Origin of the sequence: Halorarum salinum, assembly GCF_013402875.1 — an archaeon.
In the GTDB taxonomy this organism is placed as follows: domain Archaea; phylum Halobacteriota; class Halobacteria; order Halobacteriales; family Haloferacaceae; genus Halorarum; species Halorarum salinum.
Genome location: NZ_CP058579.1, coordinates 840396 through 854834, shown reverse-complemented (window position 1 = coordinate 854834; position 14439 = coordinate 840396). Strand labels below are relative to the sequence as shown.

The 14439-nt window shown below is 68.1% G+C and carries 11 protein-coding genes, 2 tRNA genes and 2 rRNA genes; 5 read left to right on the top strand and 10 right to left on the bottom strand.

The features are described from left to right. The first annotated feature begins 172 nt into the window (after positions 1-172). Positions 173-919, top strand: coding sequence for a DUF7344 domain-containing protein (locus tag HUG12_RS04065; protein ID WP_179267539.1), 747 nt, complete (start codon positions 173-175; stop codon positions 917-919). A gap of 97 nt (positions 920-1016) precedes the next feature. On the opposite strand, the gene HUG12_RS04060 is transcribed toward HUG12_RS04065, so the two are convergent. Next, a complete protein-coding gene (locus HUG12_RS04060; protein ID WP_179267538.1) occupies positions 1017-2132 on the bottom strand; it encodes a GNAT family N-acetyltransferase in 1116 nt (371 codons plus the stop codon). Between the two features lie 212 nt (positions 2133-2344). Next, complete coding sequence (locus HUG12_RS04055; RefSeq protein WP_179267537.1) at positions 2345-2863, bottom strand: hypothetical protein; 519 nt, start codon at positions 2861-2863, stop codon at positions 2345-2347. 349 nt (positions 2864-3212) lie between these two features. On the opposite strand from HUG12_RS04055, the gene coxB reads away from it, so the two are divergent. Genes coxB through HUG12_RS04040 form a run of 3 tightly spaced genes read left to right on the top strand, consistent with a single transcriptional unit; the run spans position 3213 to position 6932 of the window. Continuing rightward, entirely contained in the window at positions 3213-4001 is a 789-nt protein-coding gene (gene coxB / locus HUG12_RS04050) for a cytochrome c oxidase subunit II (RefSeq protein WP_179267536.1), read from the top strand. Next, a complete protein-coding gene (locus HUG12_RS04045; protein WP_179267535.1) occupies positions 3998-6658 on the top strand; it encodes a cbb3-type cytochrome c oxidase subunit I in 2661 nt (886 codons plus the stop codon). Before coxB ends, HUG12_RS04045 begins: the two co-directional genes overlap by 4 nt. A 10-nt stretch (positions 6659-6668) precedes the next feature. Next, positions 6669-6932: a cytochrome C oxidase subunit IV family protein gene (locus tag HUG12_RS04040; RefSeq protein ID WP_179267534.1), complete on the top strand. Its 264-nt coding sequence runs from the start codon at positions 6669-6671 to the stop codon at positions 6930-6932. A gap of 117 nt (positions 6933-7049) precedes the next feature. On the opposite strand, the gene HUG12_RS04035 is transcribed toward HUG12_RS04040, so the two are convergent. From HUG12_RS04035 to HUG12_RS04020, 4 genes are read right to left on the bottom strand one after another with little or no spacing between them, the layout of a single operon-like run. Next, entirely contained in the window at positions 7050-7451 is a 402-nt protein-coding gene (locus HUG12_RS04035) for a DUF7410 domain-containing protein (RefSeq protein WP_321169704.1), read from the bottom strand. Next, the gene (locus tag HUG12_RS04030; protein ID WP_246308137.1) at positions 7448-8908 is read right to left on the bottom strand and encodes a hypothetical protein; all 1461 of its coding nucleotides are present in this window, start codon (positions 8906-8908) and stop codon (positions 7448-7450) included. The genes HUG12_RS04035 and HUG12_RS04030 overlap by 4 nt, the downstream gene beginning before the upstream one ends. Then, positions 8905-9582: a DUF7546 family protein gene (locus HUG12_RS04025; protein WP_179267533.1), complete on the bottom strand. Its 678-nt coding sequence runs from the start codon at positions 9580-9582 to the stop codon at positions 8905-8907. Before HUG12_RS04025 ends, HUG12_RS04030 begins: the two co-directional genes overlap by 4 nt. 3 nt (positions 9583-9585) lie before the next feature. Then, complete coding sequence (locus tag HUG12_RS04020; protein WP_179267532.1) at positions 9586-10026, bottom strand: hypothetical protein; 441 nt, start codon at positions 10024-10026, stop codon at positions 9586-9588. A gap of 186 nt (positions 10027-10212) precedes the next feature. Here HUG12_RS04020 and HUG12_RS04015 point away from each other — a divergent pair, with 186 nt between their 5' ends. Then, positions 10213-10647 (top strand): DUF2267 domain-containing protein, encoded by a 435-nt coding sequence (locus HUG12_RS04015; protein WP_179267531.1) that lies wholly within the window; start codon positions 10213-10215, stop codon positions 10645-10647. Between the two features lie 101 nt (positions 10648-10748). On the opposite strand, the gene HUG12_RS04010 is transcribed toward HUG12_RS04015, so the two are convergent. The 4 genes from HUG12_RS04010 to HUG12_RS03995 form a co-directional block, all read right to left on the bottom strand. Continuing rightward, positions 10749-10824, bottom strand: a tRNA-Cys gene (locus tag HUG12_RS04010). A gap of 115 nt (positions 10825-10939) precedes the next feature. Continuing rightward, positions 10940-11061, bottom strand: a 5S ribosomal RNA gene (rrf, locus tag HUG12_RS04005). A 107-nt stretch (positions 11062-11168) separates the two neighbouring features. Beyond that, positions 11169-14086: ribosomal RNA gene (locus HUG12_RS04000) — 23S ribosomal RNA — on the bottom strand. A 209-nt stretch (positions 14087-14295) separates the two neighbouring features. Then, positions 14296-14367: transfer RNA gene (locus tag HUG12_RS03995), tRNA-Ala, on the bottom strand. Between the last annotated feature and the right edge of the window lie 72 nt (positions 14368-14439).

The window sequence follows — 14439 nt, the reverse complement described above, 5'->3', positions numbered from 1 at the left end:
CGGGGGGACGGGTCGGCGGCGACGCAGGACGGCGGGGTGATGACGTGCGAACGACACGCGAAGGACGCACGGACGACGCGCGTACGACGCGCGAACACGCTTCGCGTCGACGACCCCTTCACTAAACGATTAGGCCGTGCGCCTATGGGAACGGAGTGGCTCCGGTACGGGTATGCGTGAGACCCCCGAGTCAACGCGTACCGAGGTGGACGAGGGTCCCGGCCTCGCGGCCGTTCCGCGGCGGGAACTCGAGCTTCTCGCGGCGTCGATGCGGAGCCCGCGCCGTCGCGCGGTGCTCGCGACGCTCCGGACCGCCGGCGGGCTCCCGCTGACGGAGCTGGCGACCCGGGTCGCCGCCCGCGAACGGGGGGTCGAGCCGGCCGAGGTGAGCGACGACCGACACGAGTCGGTGCTGATCTCGCTCCACCACACGCACGTCCCGAAACTCGCCGAGGCCGGCGCGGTCGACCGCGCCGGCAGGAGCGAGTCGGCGGTCGTCCGCCCCACCACGTCCGTCAGCGACGGCGACTGGACCGAGGCCGTCGAGGCGGCGGTCCGGGAGGAAGGGGCCGGCGAGGCGGTCACCGCGCTGCTCGCCGACCCGCGGCGGGCACACGTCGCGGAGTTGCTCGGGGAGGCGGACGGCCCGCTCGCGCTCGACGACGTCGCGACGGCCGTGGCAGAGGCCGAGCACGAGGGGCCGCCCGGCCCCTCCGAGCGGGCCGTCACGTCCACGGCCGTCTCGCTCCACCACTCGCACCTCCCGAAACTCGCGGACGTCGGCGTCGTCGAGTACGACGCGGACGAGAGGACGGTCTCGCCCGGGACGCTCCCGGACGCCCGTCTGGCGGCGCTGGATGTCGCGGCCGCCGACCGTCACGAGGTGGCCGCGTCGGCCCTCCGCGACGGCGCCGACTGACCGCGCGGGCGGACCCCGGCAGCGCGACGACGCGGGCCCCGCCTTCGGCCCTCCGTGATCCCTTCTCCGTCGGACGCCTCCCGCTACCCGGTGGCCGTCACTCGACGTCGAGGTCCGCCAGCGCGAGCCGCCAGTTGTCCGGGTCGGTGAGGTCGCGGCCCCGGCACGTCCAGTCCGGCTCCCCGTCGGCCGAGAGCGGGCGGACGACCTGGGTCGTGCGGGTCGCGACCCGCGAGAGGGGGAACCCGTCGTCGCGCCGGAACCCCCTCCGGGACAGGGGGCGCGCGTACGGCCCCGCGACCGCCTTCAGCACGTCCGCCTCCCGGCCGTCGGCGACGACCGCACGCAGCAGGGCCGCGACCGCCCCGGCCCGGTCGCGGCGGCCGTCCATCGGCTGGACGTCGAGCAGCGACGTGCAGTCGACGCCGTCGACGCGTTCGGTCGCGGCGACGACGGCCGCGACGGGGTCGCCGGCCCGCCGGGCGAGATACGTCGTGGTCTCCCAGCGGGGGTTCCCGAACCGCCACCCGTAGAACGCCGCGTCCCGGGCCACGTGGACGGCGTCGGGGCGCCCCTCGGCAGCGAGGGCCACGAGGTCGGCCACGGGGACGGCGTCGTGTCGCTCGACTTCGACCCCGCCGGTCCCCCGGTCGAGCGCGTCGAGCGCGCGCAGCCAGCCGTCCACCGCCGGCGCGGAGAGCCTCGCGAGCAGCGATCCTCCGGGGCGGACCGTCCCGCCCGCCTTGTGGGCCAGCAGCGCGGGGGGGTTCTGGACGCGATACACCTGCGGAACCGGGCCCACGCGGCGCCAGTCGAACTTCTCCAGGCCCGGGAGGAGCTGGTCGCTCGGGAAGTTGAACAGCAGGTCGGCCGACTCCGCGTAGCGGTCGAGGAGCCGCTCGGTCATGCGGGTGAACAGGCCCTGCCGGCGGTGGTCCGGGTCGACGATCCAGTCGACCGGCTGGTGGGCGCGCAACTCGGCGTCGTCGACGCGGAGCCGCAACGGGAGCAACGGTTCGGCGCCGACGAGTCGGCCGTCCCGCTCGGCGACGACCATCTCGACGCCGTCGGCGTAGGGGTTGCGTTCGAACCGCCACTCGAACCAGTCCACTCCCTTCCTACGCCCCCAGACGCGTTCGTACAGGGAGAGGAACCGGTCCCTGTCGGCCGGGCGGTACGGTCTGATTACGGCCCCGTCGAGCGTCGACGCCATTCGATACGGTCACCGTGCATCGACGGGGAGTTTAGTATTCGGCGCTTACTCGAATCCGGGTCGCCACGGGCGTTTCCGGGGTACGGCACCCGGACGGCGACGGCGGCGAGCGGGGAAAGCCGTGGGTAGCCGAGAGGAGAAGGAGACGAGAGGCGAGGACGGAGCCGGGATGCGGGGAATGAGTCGGAACGCGGAACCGGGAGACGGCCCGGTCAGTAGCGCGAGGGGAGGAACGCCAGCCCGACCATGAACACCGCGACGAGGCTACTCAGGAGCGTGACGCCCCAGAGCCCGTCCGTGTGCTTCTTCTGCTGGACCGTCTGCTCCTGGTAGGCCCGGTACTGGTCGAACTCCTGGGTCAGCACCAGCGTGCTGTTGTCCGGGAAGTGCGCGAAGTACGTCGTCTCCCCGAGGGTCACGTTCGCCTCGTCGTCGACGCTCACCTCGGTGGTGTTGCCCGACTCGTCGGTCGCGTTCAGCGTCGCGGAGCGCTCGAGGGCGGCGCCGCCGCCGCCCCCGTGACCGCCACCGCCCCCGCCGGACATCTCCGCGTCGATGCTCGCGACGGTGTACTCGGTGCCGTCGACGGTGAACGTGTCGCCCTGCCCGAGTTCGTGCTCCGGGTTCTCGAAGGAGAGCTCCGGCGCGCTGGCGGTCGCGATGAGCGAGAACGACACCGCCCCCACGACGAGGAAGAACGCGACGTAGATGGCTGCGGCGCGTCGTTGCATACCGGGAGGACGGGGCGCCCGGCGTTTAACGGTTGCTAAGTCGGCACACCGGTGCGGCGACGGGGGCACGTCGGCGTGACGACGAGGGGACGCTGGCGTGACGACGGGGGCGTGACGGCGAGGGGGACGTTCGGCCAGACGAGGGCGTGAAAGCCGGACGACGACCGTGCGGTAAGTTACCGTCGAACATATCCCGCTTCGGATCGAGAAACGGCGAGAGAAAGCCCGAGCGGGGGCCACGGCGGGAACCACGGACGCGTCGCCGCGGAACGGCGGCCGGCCGCGCTCGCCGCAATGAATAAGTAATCATGGTGGTGATTGGTTTCACCGTGCAGAGTTAACGGATGGCATGATTCGCGAAATCAGCAGGGCGGGGGTCACGCCGCTCCAGACCGGCATCGTTCCGCGGGGGTCACGGGTAGAGATATTTCAGCAGATCTACGAGTTCTTCCTGGTGCTGGGGACGCTCGTCGGCGTCGTCGTCATCGGGTACATGCTGTACAACGCGTACAAGTACCGCGACGGCGCCGAGGACGTCTACCGGGGCGAGGAGGACGAGCTTCCGACGCTGGGGGAGCTCCCCACGGGCGGGGGCGGCGGCCGCAAACTGTTCCTCTCGTTCACGCTGAGCGCCGTCATCGTGATCTCGCTCATCGCCTGGACGTACGGGGCGCTGGCGTTCGTCGAGGACAACCCCGCCCTCGACGGCGAGGACGCCATCGAGGTCGAGGTCACCGGCTACCAGTTCGGGTGGGAGTTCACCTACCCGAACGGCCACACCGACTCGACGCTCAGGGTCCCCGTCGACACCCCCGTCGAGCTCACGGTGACCTCCCGGGACGTGTTCCACAACATCGGCGTCCGGGAGCTCCGGGTGAAGTCCGACGCCATCCCGGGCCAGACCACCGAGACGTGGTTCATCGGCGAGCGGACGGGGACCTACATCGCCGAGTGCTACGAGCTGTGTGGCGTCGGCCACTCCGACATGACCGCCGAGGTGAAGGTGATGCCCCAGGACGAGTACGACGACTGGTACGCGAACACGACGGCCGAGAACGAGACCGACGGCGGGAACGAAACCGACGGCGGGAACGACGCCACGGGTAACGAGTCCGCGAGGCTCGTGGGGACGGCATGACCACGCGCGACGACGCGGGCGGCGATCCCGAAGCCGCGACCGACGGCGGCGACTCCGCCGACGTTCGCGCCGGCGAGGCGGAGGCCGACGGCGGCCACGACGCGGCCGCCGCGCACGCGGACCACCACGGGCTCCCGGCCGCGGAGACGCTCACCCGCTGGTTCGTGACGACGAACCACAAGGACGTCGGCATCCTCTACACCGTGACGGCGCTGTTCTTCCTCGTCTTCGGCGGGGTGCTGGCGATGCTCATGCGGGCGCAGCTCTGGACGCCCGCCGTCGAGATCATGTCGGCTAACGCCTACAACCAGGCCGTCTCGGCCCACGGGCTGATGATGGTGTTCTGGTTCCTCTCGCCGTTCGCGTTCGGCTTCGCGAACTACGTCGTCCCGCTCCAGATCGGCGCGAAGGACCTGGCGTTCCCCCGGCTGAACGCGCTCTCGTACTGGCTCTACCTGTTCTCGGGGGTGCTGTTCGGCATCTCGTTCTTCCAGGGCGGGACGTACGCGGGCGGGTGGACGATGTACGCGCCGCTGAACATCCCGTTCTACACGCCCGAACCGGGCGCGACGACGACGGTGCTCGCGATGATCATGTTCGTCGCCTCGGTGACGGTGTCGTCGGTGAACTTCCTCACCACGATGCACCGCATGCGCGCGGAGGGGATGCGGATGCGGGACATGCCGCTGTTCAGCATCTCCATCCTGCTCACCGTCTGGATGATGCTGTTCGCGTTCGCGGCGCTTCTGGCCGCGATGATGATCCTCACCTCCGACCGGCTGCTCGGGACGACCTACTTCGCGGCCGAGAGCGCGGGCGGGTCGCTGCTGTGGGCCCACCTGTTCTGGTTCTTCGGCCACCCGGAGGTGTACATCGTCTTCTTCCCGGCGCTGGGGGCGATGGCGGAGATCTTCCAGACGTTCACCGGGCGGCGCATCGTCGGCCGGAAGTGGTTCATCGCGGCGATGCTGCTTGTCGCGCTCCAGAGCTTCGTCGTCTGGATGCACCACATGTTCCTCACGGCGATCAACCTCGAGATCAAGACGCTGTTCATGGCGACCACCATCGGCATCTCGCTGCCGTTCGACCTGATGGTGTTCGCGCTCATCTACACGACCATCAAGGGGCGAATCCGCTTCACGACGCCGTTCCTGTTCGCGTTCGGCGGGCTGATCGTGTTCATCCTCGGGGGCATCACCGGGGTGTTCCTCGGCGCGGTCGTGCTCGACTACGAGTTCCGCGGCACCTACTGGGTCGTCGCGCACTTCCACTACGTGATGGTCGGCGGGGTCACCGCGCTCATCGGCGCGCTGTACTACTGGTACCCGAAGATGTCCGGGCGGATGTACGACCGCCGGCTCGGGAAGCTCCACTTCGCGCTGTACTTCGTGGGGTTCAACGTGCTCTACTTCCCGATGTTCATCGTCTGGGAGACGCCGCGGCGCGTCTTCGACTACTCGGCGGCGTTCACCCCGTGGCACCAGCTCGCGACCCTTGGGGCGTTCATGCTCGGGGGGTCGTTCCTGATCATGTTCTGGAACCTCACGAAGAGCCTCTGGGCCGGCGAGCCCGCGCCCGGAAACCCGTGGGAGTACGCCACGACCGCCGAGTGGGCGGTCGACTCGCCGCCGCCCCTGGAGAACTTTCCGGGGCGGGCGAGCTACGCGAGCGGGTCGCTGGAGTTCGTCGAGGAGTACGGCTCCCGGCCCGAACTCGAGGGCGCGAGCGTCGCCGACGGCGGGGTGAGCGCGGAGGCCGCCACCGCCCACGGGCACGGGTCCGGGGCCGGCGGCGACGTCGCGACCCGCCACGACAGCCCCCTCACGCAGGACCACGAGGCGTCCCACGAGGAGGGGCCGGACCACGCGAGCATCTGGCCGTTCGTCGTCGGCCTCGGCGGCTTCTTCACGCTGCTGGGGCTCACCGGCATCCGCGAGGGGAGCTTCGTCGGCGGCGTCGCCGGCGGCGCGTACGGCGCCACGCTGGCGGTCGGGGCCGTCGTCCTCGGCTACGGGCTGGTTGGGCTCACCCGCGAGCCGTTCGAGGGGTTGACTGGGCCGTTCGGGTCGAGCTGGCCGTTCGCGAACATCGAGAACCCCAAGCTCGGGCTGTGGATCTTCCTGGCCTCCGACGTGGTGCTGTTCGGGGCGTTCATCGGCTCGTACGTGTTCATCCGCGTCGCGGAGGGGTGGCGGGACTGGCACCACCTCGTCCCGGCCGAACACGTCGCGCTCCCGGGGCTCATCAACACGTACCTGCTCCTCACGAGCAGCTTCACGGTCGTGCTCGCGCTGGTCGCGGCCGAGAAGGGGAAGCGCTGGGGCGTGGTCGGCGGCCTCGGGGCGACGTTCCTGCTCGGGGTCGGCTTCCTCATCAACAAGGCCCTGGAGTGGCAGCACCTGTTCCACGTCCACTCGGAGGCGTTCCCGAACGGCTGGGAGCTGTCGACGAACGTCGCGTCGTCGACGTTCTACCTGACGACGGGGCTCCACGGCGCCCACGTCGCCGTCGGCCTGCTCATCACGCTGTACATGTTGGGCCGGGCCGTGAAGGGGGCGTACCTCGACGACGAGCGCCCGGTGGAGTACTTCGGGCTGTACTGGCACTTCGTGGACATCGTCTGGCTGTTCCTGTTCCCGCTGTTCTACATCCTCTAGGTGATCCAAGATGACGTCAACAAAACTGTACACGGCGATATACGTGGTCCTGTTCGTCCTCGCGACGGGGCAGGTGCTCATCGAGCAGTTCGAGGGGTTCACCTACTGGACAGCCTTCGCGATCATCATGATCGTCTCGACGGTGAAGGCGGTCGTGGTCGCGGGCTACTACCAGCACCTGCGCTCGGAGCCGCGGGCGGTGACGTACGTGGTGCTCGGGGGGCTGACTGCGGCGCTCGCGCTGACCGTGGCCGCGTCGTACTCGATCCTCTGATTCCGGGGTCCCGGGGTCCGTGGGCGGTTTCGGTCGGCGTTTTTGCGATCGGCGGGCGTTTCGCGGCCGGCCATCGTAGTAGCCGGCCGGTCCGCACTAACTCCACACTAACCCGACCTACCCGCTCAGAACGACCGTATAGCCCAGCACGAACGCCGAGAACAGCAGGCCGATGAGGACGACGACCTTGATGTGGTAGAAGAACAGGTCGTCCAGTTCCGCCTCGTCGGCCTCCTCGTACGCCTCCCGCTCGGCCTCGGAACACCCCTCGGCGTGGACCTGTCCGACGTGGAGGTCCCGCAGGCGGCCGGTCCGGAACGGGCGGTCGCAGTACGGGCACCGGGCCGCCGGGTCCTCCCCGGCGGGGACCCGGGTGTCGACGTCCCGGCCCGGGTCGGCCGGGTCCAGCGCGCCCCGCTGGTCGTCGACCTCCCGGACGTCGGCGCCGGTTCCGGACGCCGGATCAGTCCCCGCCGCGGGTGGTGCGTCCACCCCGCCGGAGTGGCTCGCGTCGGTCATACCGGCTCCACGTACGGCTGGGTGACGATCCACATGCTGGTCACGGTGTAGGCGATCATGATGACGATGAAGGGGAACTGGCTCCGGATCGGCTGGAGCCGCCCGGGGAAGGTCTCGAAGGCGACGACGTGGGCGACCCCCACCGCCGCGAGGTGGCCGAGCACGATGAACGAGAGCCTGAGCGCCCCGAACCACTCCGGGAGCAGCAGCGTCGGCGGGGTCCCGGCCCCGCCGAGGGGGTTCGCCAGCGCGACGAGCAGCGCCGGCGCCAGCCCCAGGAAGTAGCCCAGGTAGTGCGCGAGGTGGTAGCCGGCCGCGATGGGGACCAGCGACGGCGCAAGGGTGCGCCGGAGGTGGCCCGCGGTGACGTACGTGTCCGCGGTGCGGCGGGAGCGCCGCGAGGCGGCCACGAGCGCGGCGTAGAACAGGCCGAACCCGGCCGCCAGCGCGACGAGCGAGAGCAGCGCCGAGGGCACCCCCGCCTCGACGAGCGGCCCCGCGACGGCCGCCCACGGCGGCGTCGAGACCAGCCCGTCGAACGTCGTCGCCCACAGCAGCGCCACGACGAACGCGGAGTCGTCGCGGTCGGGACGCGTCTCGACGAGCGCCGCGCCCGGGACGACGAGTTCGAGGCCGTCGTCGGTCCGCCGTACCGGCGCGAGTTTGCCGTACCAGCGGAATACCCGGGAGACGGGGTCGACGGCGCCGAACCACGCCTCGCGGCCGAACGTCGCGGCGCCCGCGAGCGTGACGGCCGTGTAGCCCAGGACGAGCGCGGCGAGGAACCGCGGCTCGTCGGTGACCGGGCTGGTGACCTCGAGCCACACCAGCCCCAGCAGGCCGACGACGCTCGGCCAGGCGCCGAGCCGTGCGGGGTACTCACGGTCCGGACTCGGAAGCAGTCCCGCCAGCGTCCGCCAGGGGTTCACCGCCGGCCAGGTGTCGGCCGCGAGGTACACCGTCATCGTGTAGCCGGCCCACCAGCCCGCCCACACGAGCAGGACGGCGAGGTTCGCGGTGGGCGTGAGCGGCCCGACCAGACCGGCGACGAGGACCGCCAGGAGCGCGAGGAGGCCGACCAGCTGGAACGCCCGCCTCCCCGCGCGAGCGAGGCCCCCGGCGAGACCGCGCGGGGAGGTCGGACGAGCGCGCGCTCCTGCCACCGCGTGCATCGGCCCGCGGTCCGTGAGCAGGCTGGTGAAGAGGAACGAGGCGCCGACCACGCCCCCGCCGGTGACGACGACGAGCCACGTCGGCACCGCCGCGGGCTCCATCGTCCCGCCGAGCCCCCCGACGTGCGCGCGGACGCCCGGGACGAGCGCGAGCGCGAGGACGCCGGCGAGTCCGAACGCGACGGAACGACGCCACCGCGCGGCCGTCGATCCCGGGACCCCGTCCTCACACCCGCCCTCGTATCCGTCCGCGGGGTCGTCAGACCGTCCGACCGTCCGGGTCACCGTCGGAACCCCGGCCGGACCACGAGCAGGCCGACGGCCACGAGATACACCGCCGTCGAGATGTCGACCGAGAGCCCGGTCACGGACGTGGCGACGCCCGGCCCGACGACGCCCGCGACGAACGACGCGAAGACGGGGAACGTACAGCCGACGCAGGCCGCGAGCCCCAGCGTGCCCGAGAGGGCCGCGGCGGTCGCGTCGAGGACCGTCGCGTACACGAGGTACGCGAGCGCGAGGAAGCCGAGCACGCGGTACGGGACGAAGTAGACGTGGAACGCGTGGGTGACGTAGGCGATCCGCGGTCCCCACCCGGGGGCGGCCATCGACACCTGGAAGCCGTGGACGTACGCGTGGCTGTGCGCGTGACTCCCCGCGTAGACGGCGACGAGTCCGGCCAGCCAGGCGAGCACGAGGAAGTAGGCGACCGCGACGAACGCGGCCGCGACGCGGTGGCTCCGCGGCGCGTCGGGGCGGACGTCGACGGCCGCGACCGCCCAGAGCCCGACCGTGATCCAGACGAACGGGTAGAGGACGTACCGGAGGCCCGTCGGCCGGGCCGGCGTGAGCCCGAAGTAGGCCACGACCGAGAGGAGTTCGAGCGCGACGACCCCGAGGAGCCACCCGTGTCGACCCCGGAGGTCGACGTCGGCGAGGCGGGCGAAGCTGACGCTCACGGCTCAGCCGGCCGTGAGCAGCATCACGGCGATCCCCGCGACCGCGAGCACGCCGACGATCCAGATCCCCGCGGCGGCCGCCTGCGAGCGGTAGAGCCCCCGGTAGCGGACGGCTTGGTAGACGCCGAGGAACGTGTAGCCCGCGAGCACCGCGAGGACGACCAGCAGCATCGCCGTGCCGGCCGCGCTGCGGACGGCGGCGGGGATCGGAAAGCCGCCGACGAACGCGACGGCGCCGAGGCCCAGCCCCAGCGCGAGCGCGAGGAACCCGACGGTCCACGTCGCCGGGTGTTCGACCAGGCGCTCGAGGGCGGCCCCCGCGTCGGGGCCGTCGTTCGTGGGGGAGTAGTGCCGCCACCGCCGGGACCGCGTGAGGAGCGCGACCGTGCCGAGCAGGACGACCCCCATCAACAGCCCGCTCAGGAGATAGACGCTCACTTGCATGTGAATCGTTATCGGGGTGTAGGTGCCATCTCGTATAAACGTTTGTCCGGATTTCGCCCCCCTGGCGGGCGGCGAGGCCTCGCCGGAGACGACGCCGCACCCGTGGCTCGGGGGGAACGGCGTCGCGACGGAGTTCGACGTACTGCCAAAGTGCCTATTGAAGTTCGCGACCGACTGGGAGACGGCATGGACTACGACACGTTCGTCGGCGAGGTGCAGAACCGCGCACGGCTCCCGTCGCGCGAGGACGCGCTTCGTGCGACGCGGATCACGCTCGAGCCGCTCGGGCGGCGCGTCGACGAGGGCGTGGCGGGGAACCTCGCGGCACAGCTCCCCGAGGAGATCGGACGGTTCCTCGCGGAGGACGACGCGACCGAGTCGTTCGAGTGGGACGGGTTCGTCGACCGGGTCGTCGAGGCGGGCGAGTACGGCCCCGAGGACGATCGGGGGGAGGCCGTCCACCACGCGCGGGTCGTGCTGGACGTCGTGGACGACGCGGTCACGACTGGTGCGATCGAGGACCTGCGGGACCAGATCGCCCCCGCCGACGACTGGAACGAACTGTTCGCGCTCGTCGACCAGGAGGAGAAACCCGTCGAGGGGGAGCAGCGTTCCGAGTAGGGACCCGAAGGGCCGGCGCGCCCGTCGCATCGGCCGCCGGGACTCGCCGGCCGCGGGACGCGGCCGCCGCTCTGGGGTCGGATCGTGAGGAAGTTGGTATGAGCCAAGGGCCGGATTTGAACCGGCGTAGAACGGCTCTGCAGGCCGTCGCGTCTGACCGAACTCTGCCACCTTGGCGCACCTGAATTGTGACGGCTGGCGCGCTTAAGCCTAGCGGATTCACCGCTTCTCGTCCCGCTCCGCAAATGAAGAAAGCCCACCAGCGCGGTGCTGGTGGGCTTTGGATATGAGTGGTAGGCGGCGAACCAGTTTTCCCAGAGGCTCGCGCACTCCAGTACTCGCCGGAACGCTGGCGGGCTTAACTGCCGTGTTCGGGATGGGTACGGGTGTGTCACCGCCGCTGTGGCCGCCTCGAGGCCGACCATCGGGAACGATCCGATGTAACGCCTGCGTCGGTCTGAGACCGTAATGTACGTGCAATCCAGTTAACGCCTGGACCCGTTCACGGGTCGCAGTGCAGATGAATGTGGCTTGGTCTGTTAGTGCTCGCGGGCTAAACGCCTCGTTGCCTCGGCGCGTACACCCCGAGTCTATCGAACTCGTCTTCTACGAGTGACCTCAGTGGTACTTCTTTTCCAGGTGGGTTTCGAGCTTAGATGCGTTCAGCTCTTACCCCGTGTCGCGTAGCTTCCCGGCATCTGCCCTTCCGGACAACCGGTACACCAGTGGCGACCATTCGTAGTTCCTCTCGTACTATACGAACGTTCCCGTCAAGTACCTTGACACCCCCAATAGATAGCAGCCGACCTGTCTCACGACGGTCTAAACCCAGCTCACGACCTCCTTTAATAGGCGAACAACCTCACCCTTGCCCGCTTCTGCACGGGCAGGATGGAGGGAACCGACATCGAGGTAGCAAGCCACGCGGTCGATATGTGCTCTTGCGCGTGACGACTCTGTTATCCCTAAGGTAGCTTTTCTGTCGTAAACCGGCCTCATGGAGAGGCCTGGTCCGTTCGCTAGACCACGCTTTCGCGTCAGCGTCACTCGTTGGGAATGACACTGTCAGACTTCCTTTTGCTCTTGCGCTCTTCCGCGGGTTCCCGACCCGCGTGAGGAAATCTTGGGGCGCGCTCGATATCTTTTCGAGCGCGTACCGCCCCAGTCAAACTGCCCGGCTACCGGTGTCCTCCTCCCGGAGTGAGGGTCGCAGTCACTAACGGGTAGTATTTCAGTGATGTCTCGGCGACGCGCTGGCGCGCGCACCTGTGTGACGACTCCTACCTATCCTGCACGTTAGCGACCACGTCCCAGCGACAGCCTGCAGTAAAGCTCTATAGGGTCTTCGCTTCCCCTTGGGGGTCTCCAGACTCCGCACTGGAACGTACAGTTCACCGGGCCCAACGTTGGGACAGCGGCGCTCTCGTTGATCCATTCATGCAAGCCGCTACTGAAGCGGCAAGGTACTACGCTACCTTAAGAGGGTCATAGTTACCCCCGCCGTTGACGGGTCCTTCGTCCTCTTGTACGAGGTGTTCAGATACCCGCACTGGGCAGGATTCAGTGACCGTACGAGTCCTTGCGGATTTGCGGTCACCTGTGTTGTTACTAGACAGTCGGAGCGCCCGAGTCACTGCGACCTGCCCCGTAGAGGGCAGGCATCCCTTATTGCGAACGTACGGGACTAATTTGCCGAATTCCCTAACGTCGGTTGATCCCGTTGGCCTTGGCTTGCTCTGCCAGAGTACCTGTGTCGGATCTCGGTACGAATACCACGCTTGCCTTTTCACGGGCTCTAGATTGAGTCGACTTTCGCTATCTCCACGTTCACCCGCTTCGTGCCGTTACGGCTTCCACGGGCTTTGAGGATTCGACCGGACGAAGGTCCGGCTCGACCGACTCCAAAGCGTCGGCGTTCAGTGCGTGGCAGCACTGGAATATTAACCAGTTACCCTTTCGTCCCGTTCGAATTACGGCGGGACTTAGGATCGGCTAACCCTCGGCTGATTAGCAGTGCCGAGGAACCCTTACTCTTCAGGCCTTCGGGGTTCGCACCCGAATATCGCTGCTACTGTGACCAGGATTTTCGTTTCCGCTCGGTCCACGCGAGCTCTCGCCCGAGCTTCCACCCGAACAGAACGCCAACCTACAGGGTCGCGGTGTGAACCGCGCCGCCAGGTCTCGGAGGTGGACTTCAGCCCCGATCATTTTGGGCGCCTCGAACCTCGGCCGGTAAGCTGTTACGCTTTTCTTAGAGGGTTGCTGCTTCTAAGCTCACCTCCCGGCTGTTTAGGGCTCGAGACAACCTTCGAATCGCACTTAGTCCACACTTTGGGTCCTTAACCAGGCTCTGGGTTGTTCCCCTCATGGTGCCCAAGCTTACCCCGGGACACCGGACTCCCCACGTCCACAGCGTTCGTGTGTTTGGAGTTTGACAGGAAGGCCGACTCCTCTCGGAGGCGGGTCTTCCAATCAGTCGCTCTACCGCACGAACTACCTCGGTGGAGGTCATGCTTCGACATGTTTCGGTTGGAACCAGCTGTTGCCGAGCTCGATGGGCCTTTCACCCCTACGCGCAGGTCACGGGAGGGTATTGTAGGACACCAACCCTAACGGGCCTCCACGTACCTTTCGGCACGCTTCGCCCTGCCCCCGCGTAGATCGCTCGGTTTCGGGTCGTACCACTTCGACTCCCCGCGCTTGAACACGGTGGCCCTCACGCAAAGCGCTGCGGCCGTATCGGTTTCCCTATGCCTTCCTCGATGATCGAGTTAGACTCGCCGGAGTGGTACACTCCCTGGTTCGTTTTTCAAAACGTACGACGGAACACCGGCTTCCCTCGAGTCCTACTGGAGGCTCGCGCCCCGGTCGTTCTTCGAGGGACCTTTCGTGCCCCGTCGCTCCATCGCCAACTGATTTCAGGCCCTATTGCACCGCCCTTCTCGGGGTGCTTTTCAGCGTTCGCTCACGCTACTTGTTCGCTATCGGTCTCGAGGAGTGTTTAGCCTTCCCAGTCGATGCCTGGGAGATTCACGAGGGATATCCAACCCCCGCTACTCTGGGTACTGGTCCGCGGATCGCGTTCACGATACGGGGCTGTCGCCCTGTATCGCGCTCCGTTCCAGGAGACTTCTCGTGAACGCAGTCCGCTTGGTACCAGCCCGTACACCACATTGCCCGTGAGGGCTTCAGTTTGGGCTGTATCGCTTTCACTCGCCGTTAGTCACGACATCGCGGTTTGCTTTCTCTTCCTGTCCCTACTAAGATGTTTCAATTCGGGACGTTCCCCATTGCGCTAGGCAATTGCTATGAGGATTCCTATTAGGAGATCTCCAGTTCTTCGTCTCCGTGCGACTCCCTGGAGCTTATCGCAGCTTGGCACGTCCTTCGTCGGCTCTCGAGCCGAGCCATTCACCAGCTGGCACAGTAGCCAATTGATGTGTAATCACTGTGACCCGATGAACGGGTCCAGTGGGCGTCTGGATTGCACGTACACACGGTCTCATCACACGTCGCGGTGTCTTCCGCGTCCGTGTTCGACCCTTCCCAACCGCGCTCTCGCGGGATGGTGCATCGGTCTTGCTTCGGGACTCTTCGTTGCGCCGTCCCACACTTAAGGGGAGCGGTTCACGACGAGCCCCGAGGACATGGACCCACTGGGATTCGAACCCAGGGCATCCTCCTTGCAAAGGAGGCACTCTACCGCTGAGCTATGGGCCCACCCCCTGTCGGGGGGATCGTAGCCTCGATAGTTCGAAGGTGCCCGATCGGCGTCACGAGCCGGACCAAACG

Bases quoted from the DNA above. Each gene is read 5' to 3' on its own strand.
- HUG12_RS04055 (WP_179267537.1), bottom strand. From the start codon at position 2,863: ATGCAACGACGCGCCGCAGCCATCTACGTCGCGTTCTTCCTCGTCGTG.
- HUG12_RS04045 (WP_179267535.1), top strand. From the start codon at position 3,998: ATGACCACGCGCGACGACGCGGGCGGCGATCCCGAAGCCGCGACCGAC.
- HUG12_RS04065 (WP_179267539.1), top strand. From the start codon at position 173: ATGCGTGAGACCCCCGAGTCAACGCGTACCGAGGTGGACGAGGGTCCC.
- HUG12_RS04060 (WP_179267538.1), bottom strand. From the start codon at position 2,132: ATGGCGTCGACGCTCGACGGGGCCGTAATCAGACCGTACCGCCCGGCC.
- HUG12_RS04020 (WP_179267532.1), bottom strand. From the start codon at position 10,026: ATGCAAGTGAGCGTCTATCTCCTGAGCGGGCTGTTGATGGGGGTCGTC.
- HUG12_RS04015 (WP_179267531.1), top strand. From the start codon at position 10,213: ATGGACTACGACACGTTCGTCGGCGAGGTGCAGAACCGCGCACGGCTC.
- HUG12_RS04040 (WP_179267534.1), top strand. From the start codon at position 6,669: ATGACGTCAACAAAACTGTACACGGCGATATACGTGGTCCTGTTCGTC.
- coxB (WP_179267536.1), top strand. From the start codon at position 3,213: ATGATTCGCGAAATCAGCAGGGCGGGGGTCACGCCGCTCCAGACCGGC.
- HUG12_RS04035 (WP_321169704.1), bottom strand. From the start codon at position 7,451: ATGACCGACGCGAGCCACTCCGGCGGGGTGGACGCACCACCCGCGGCG.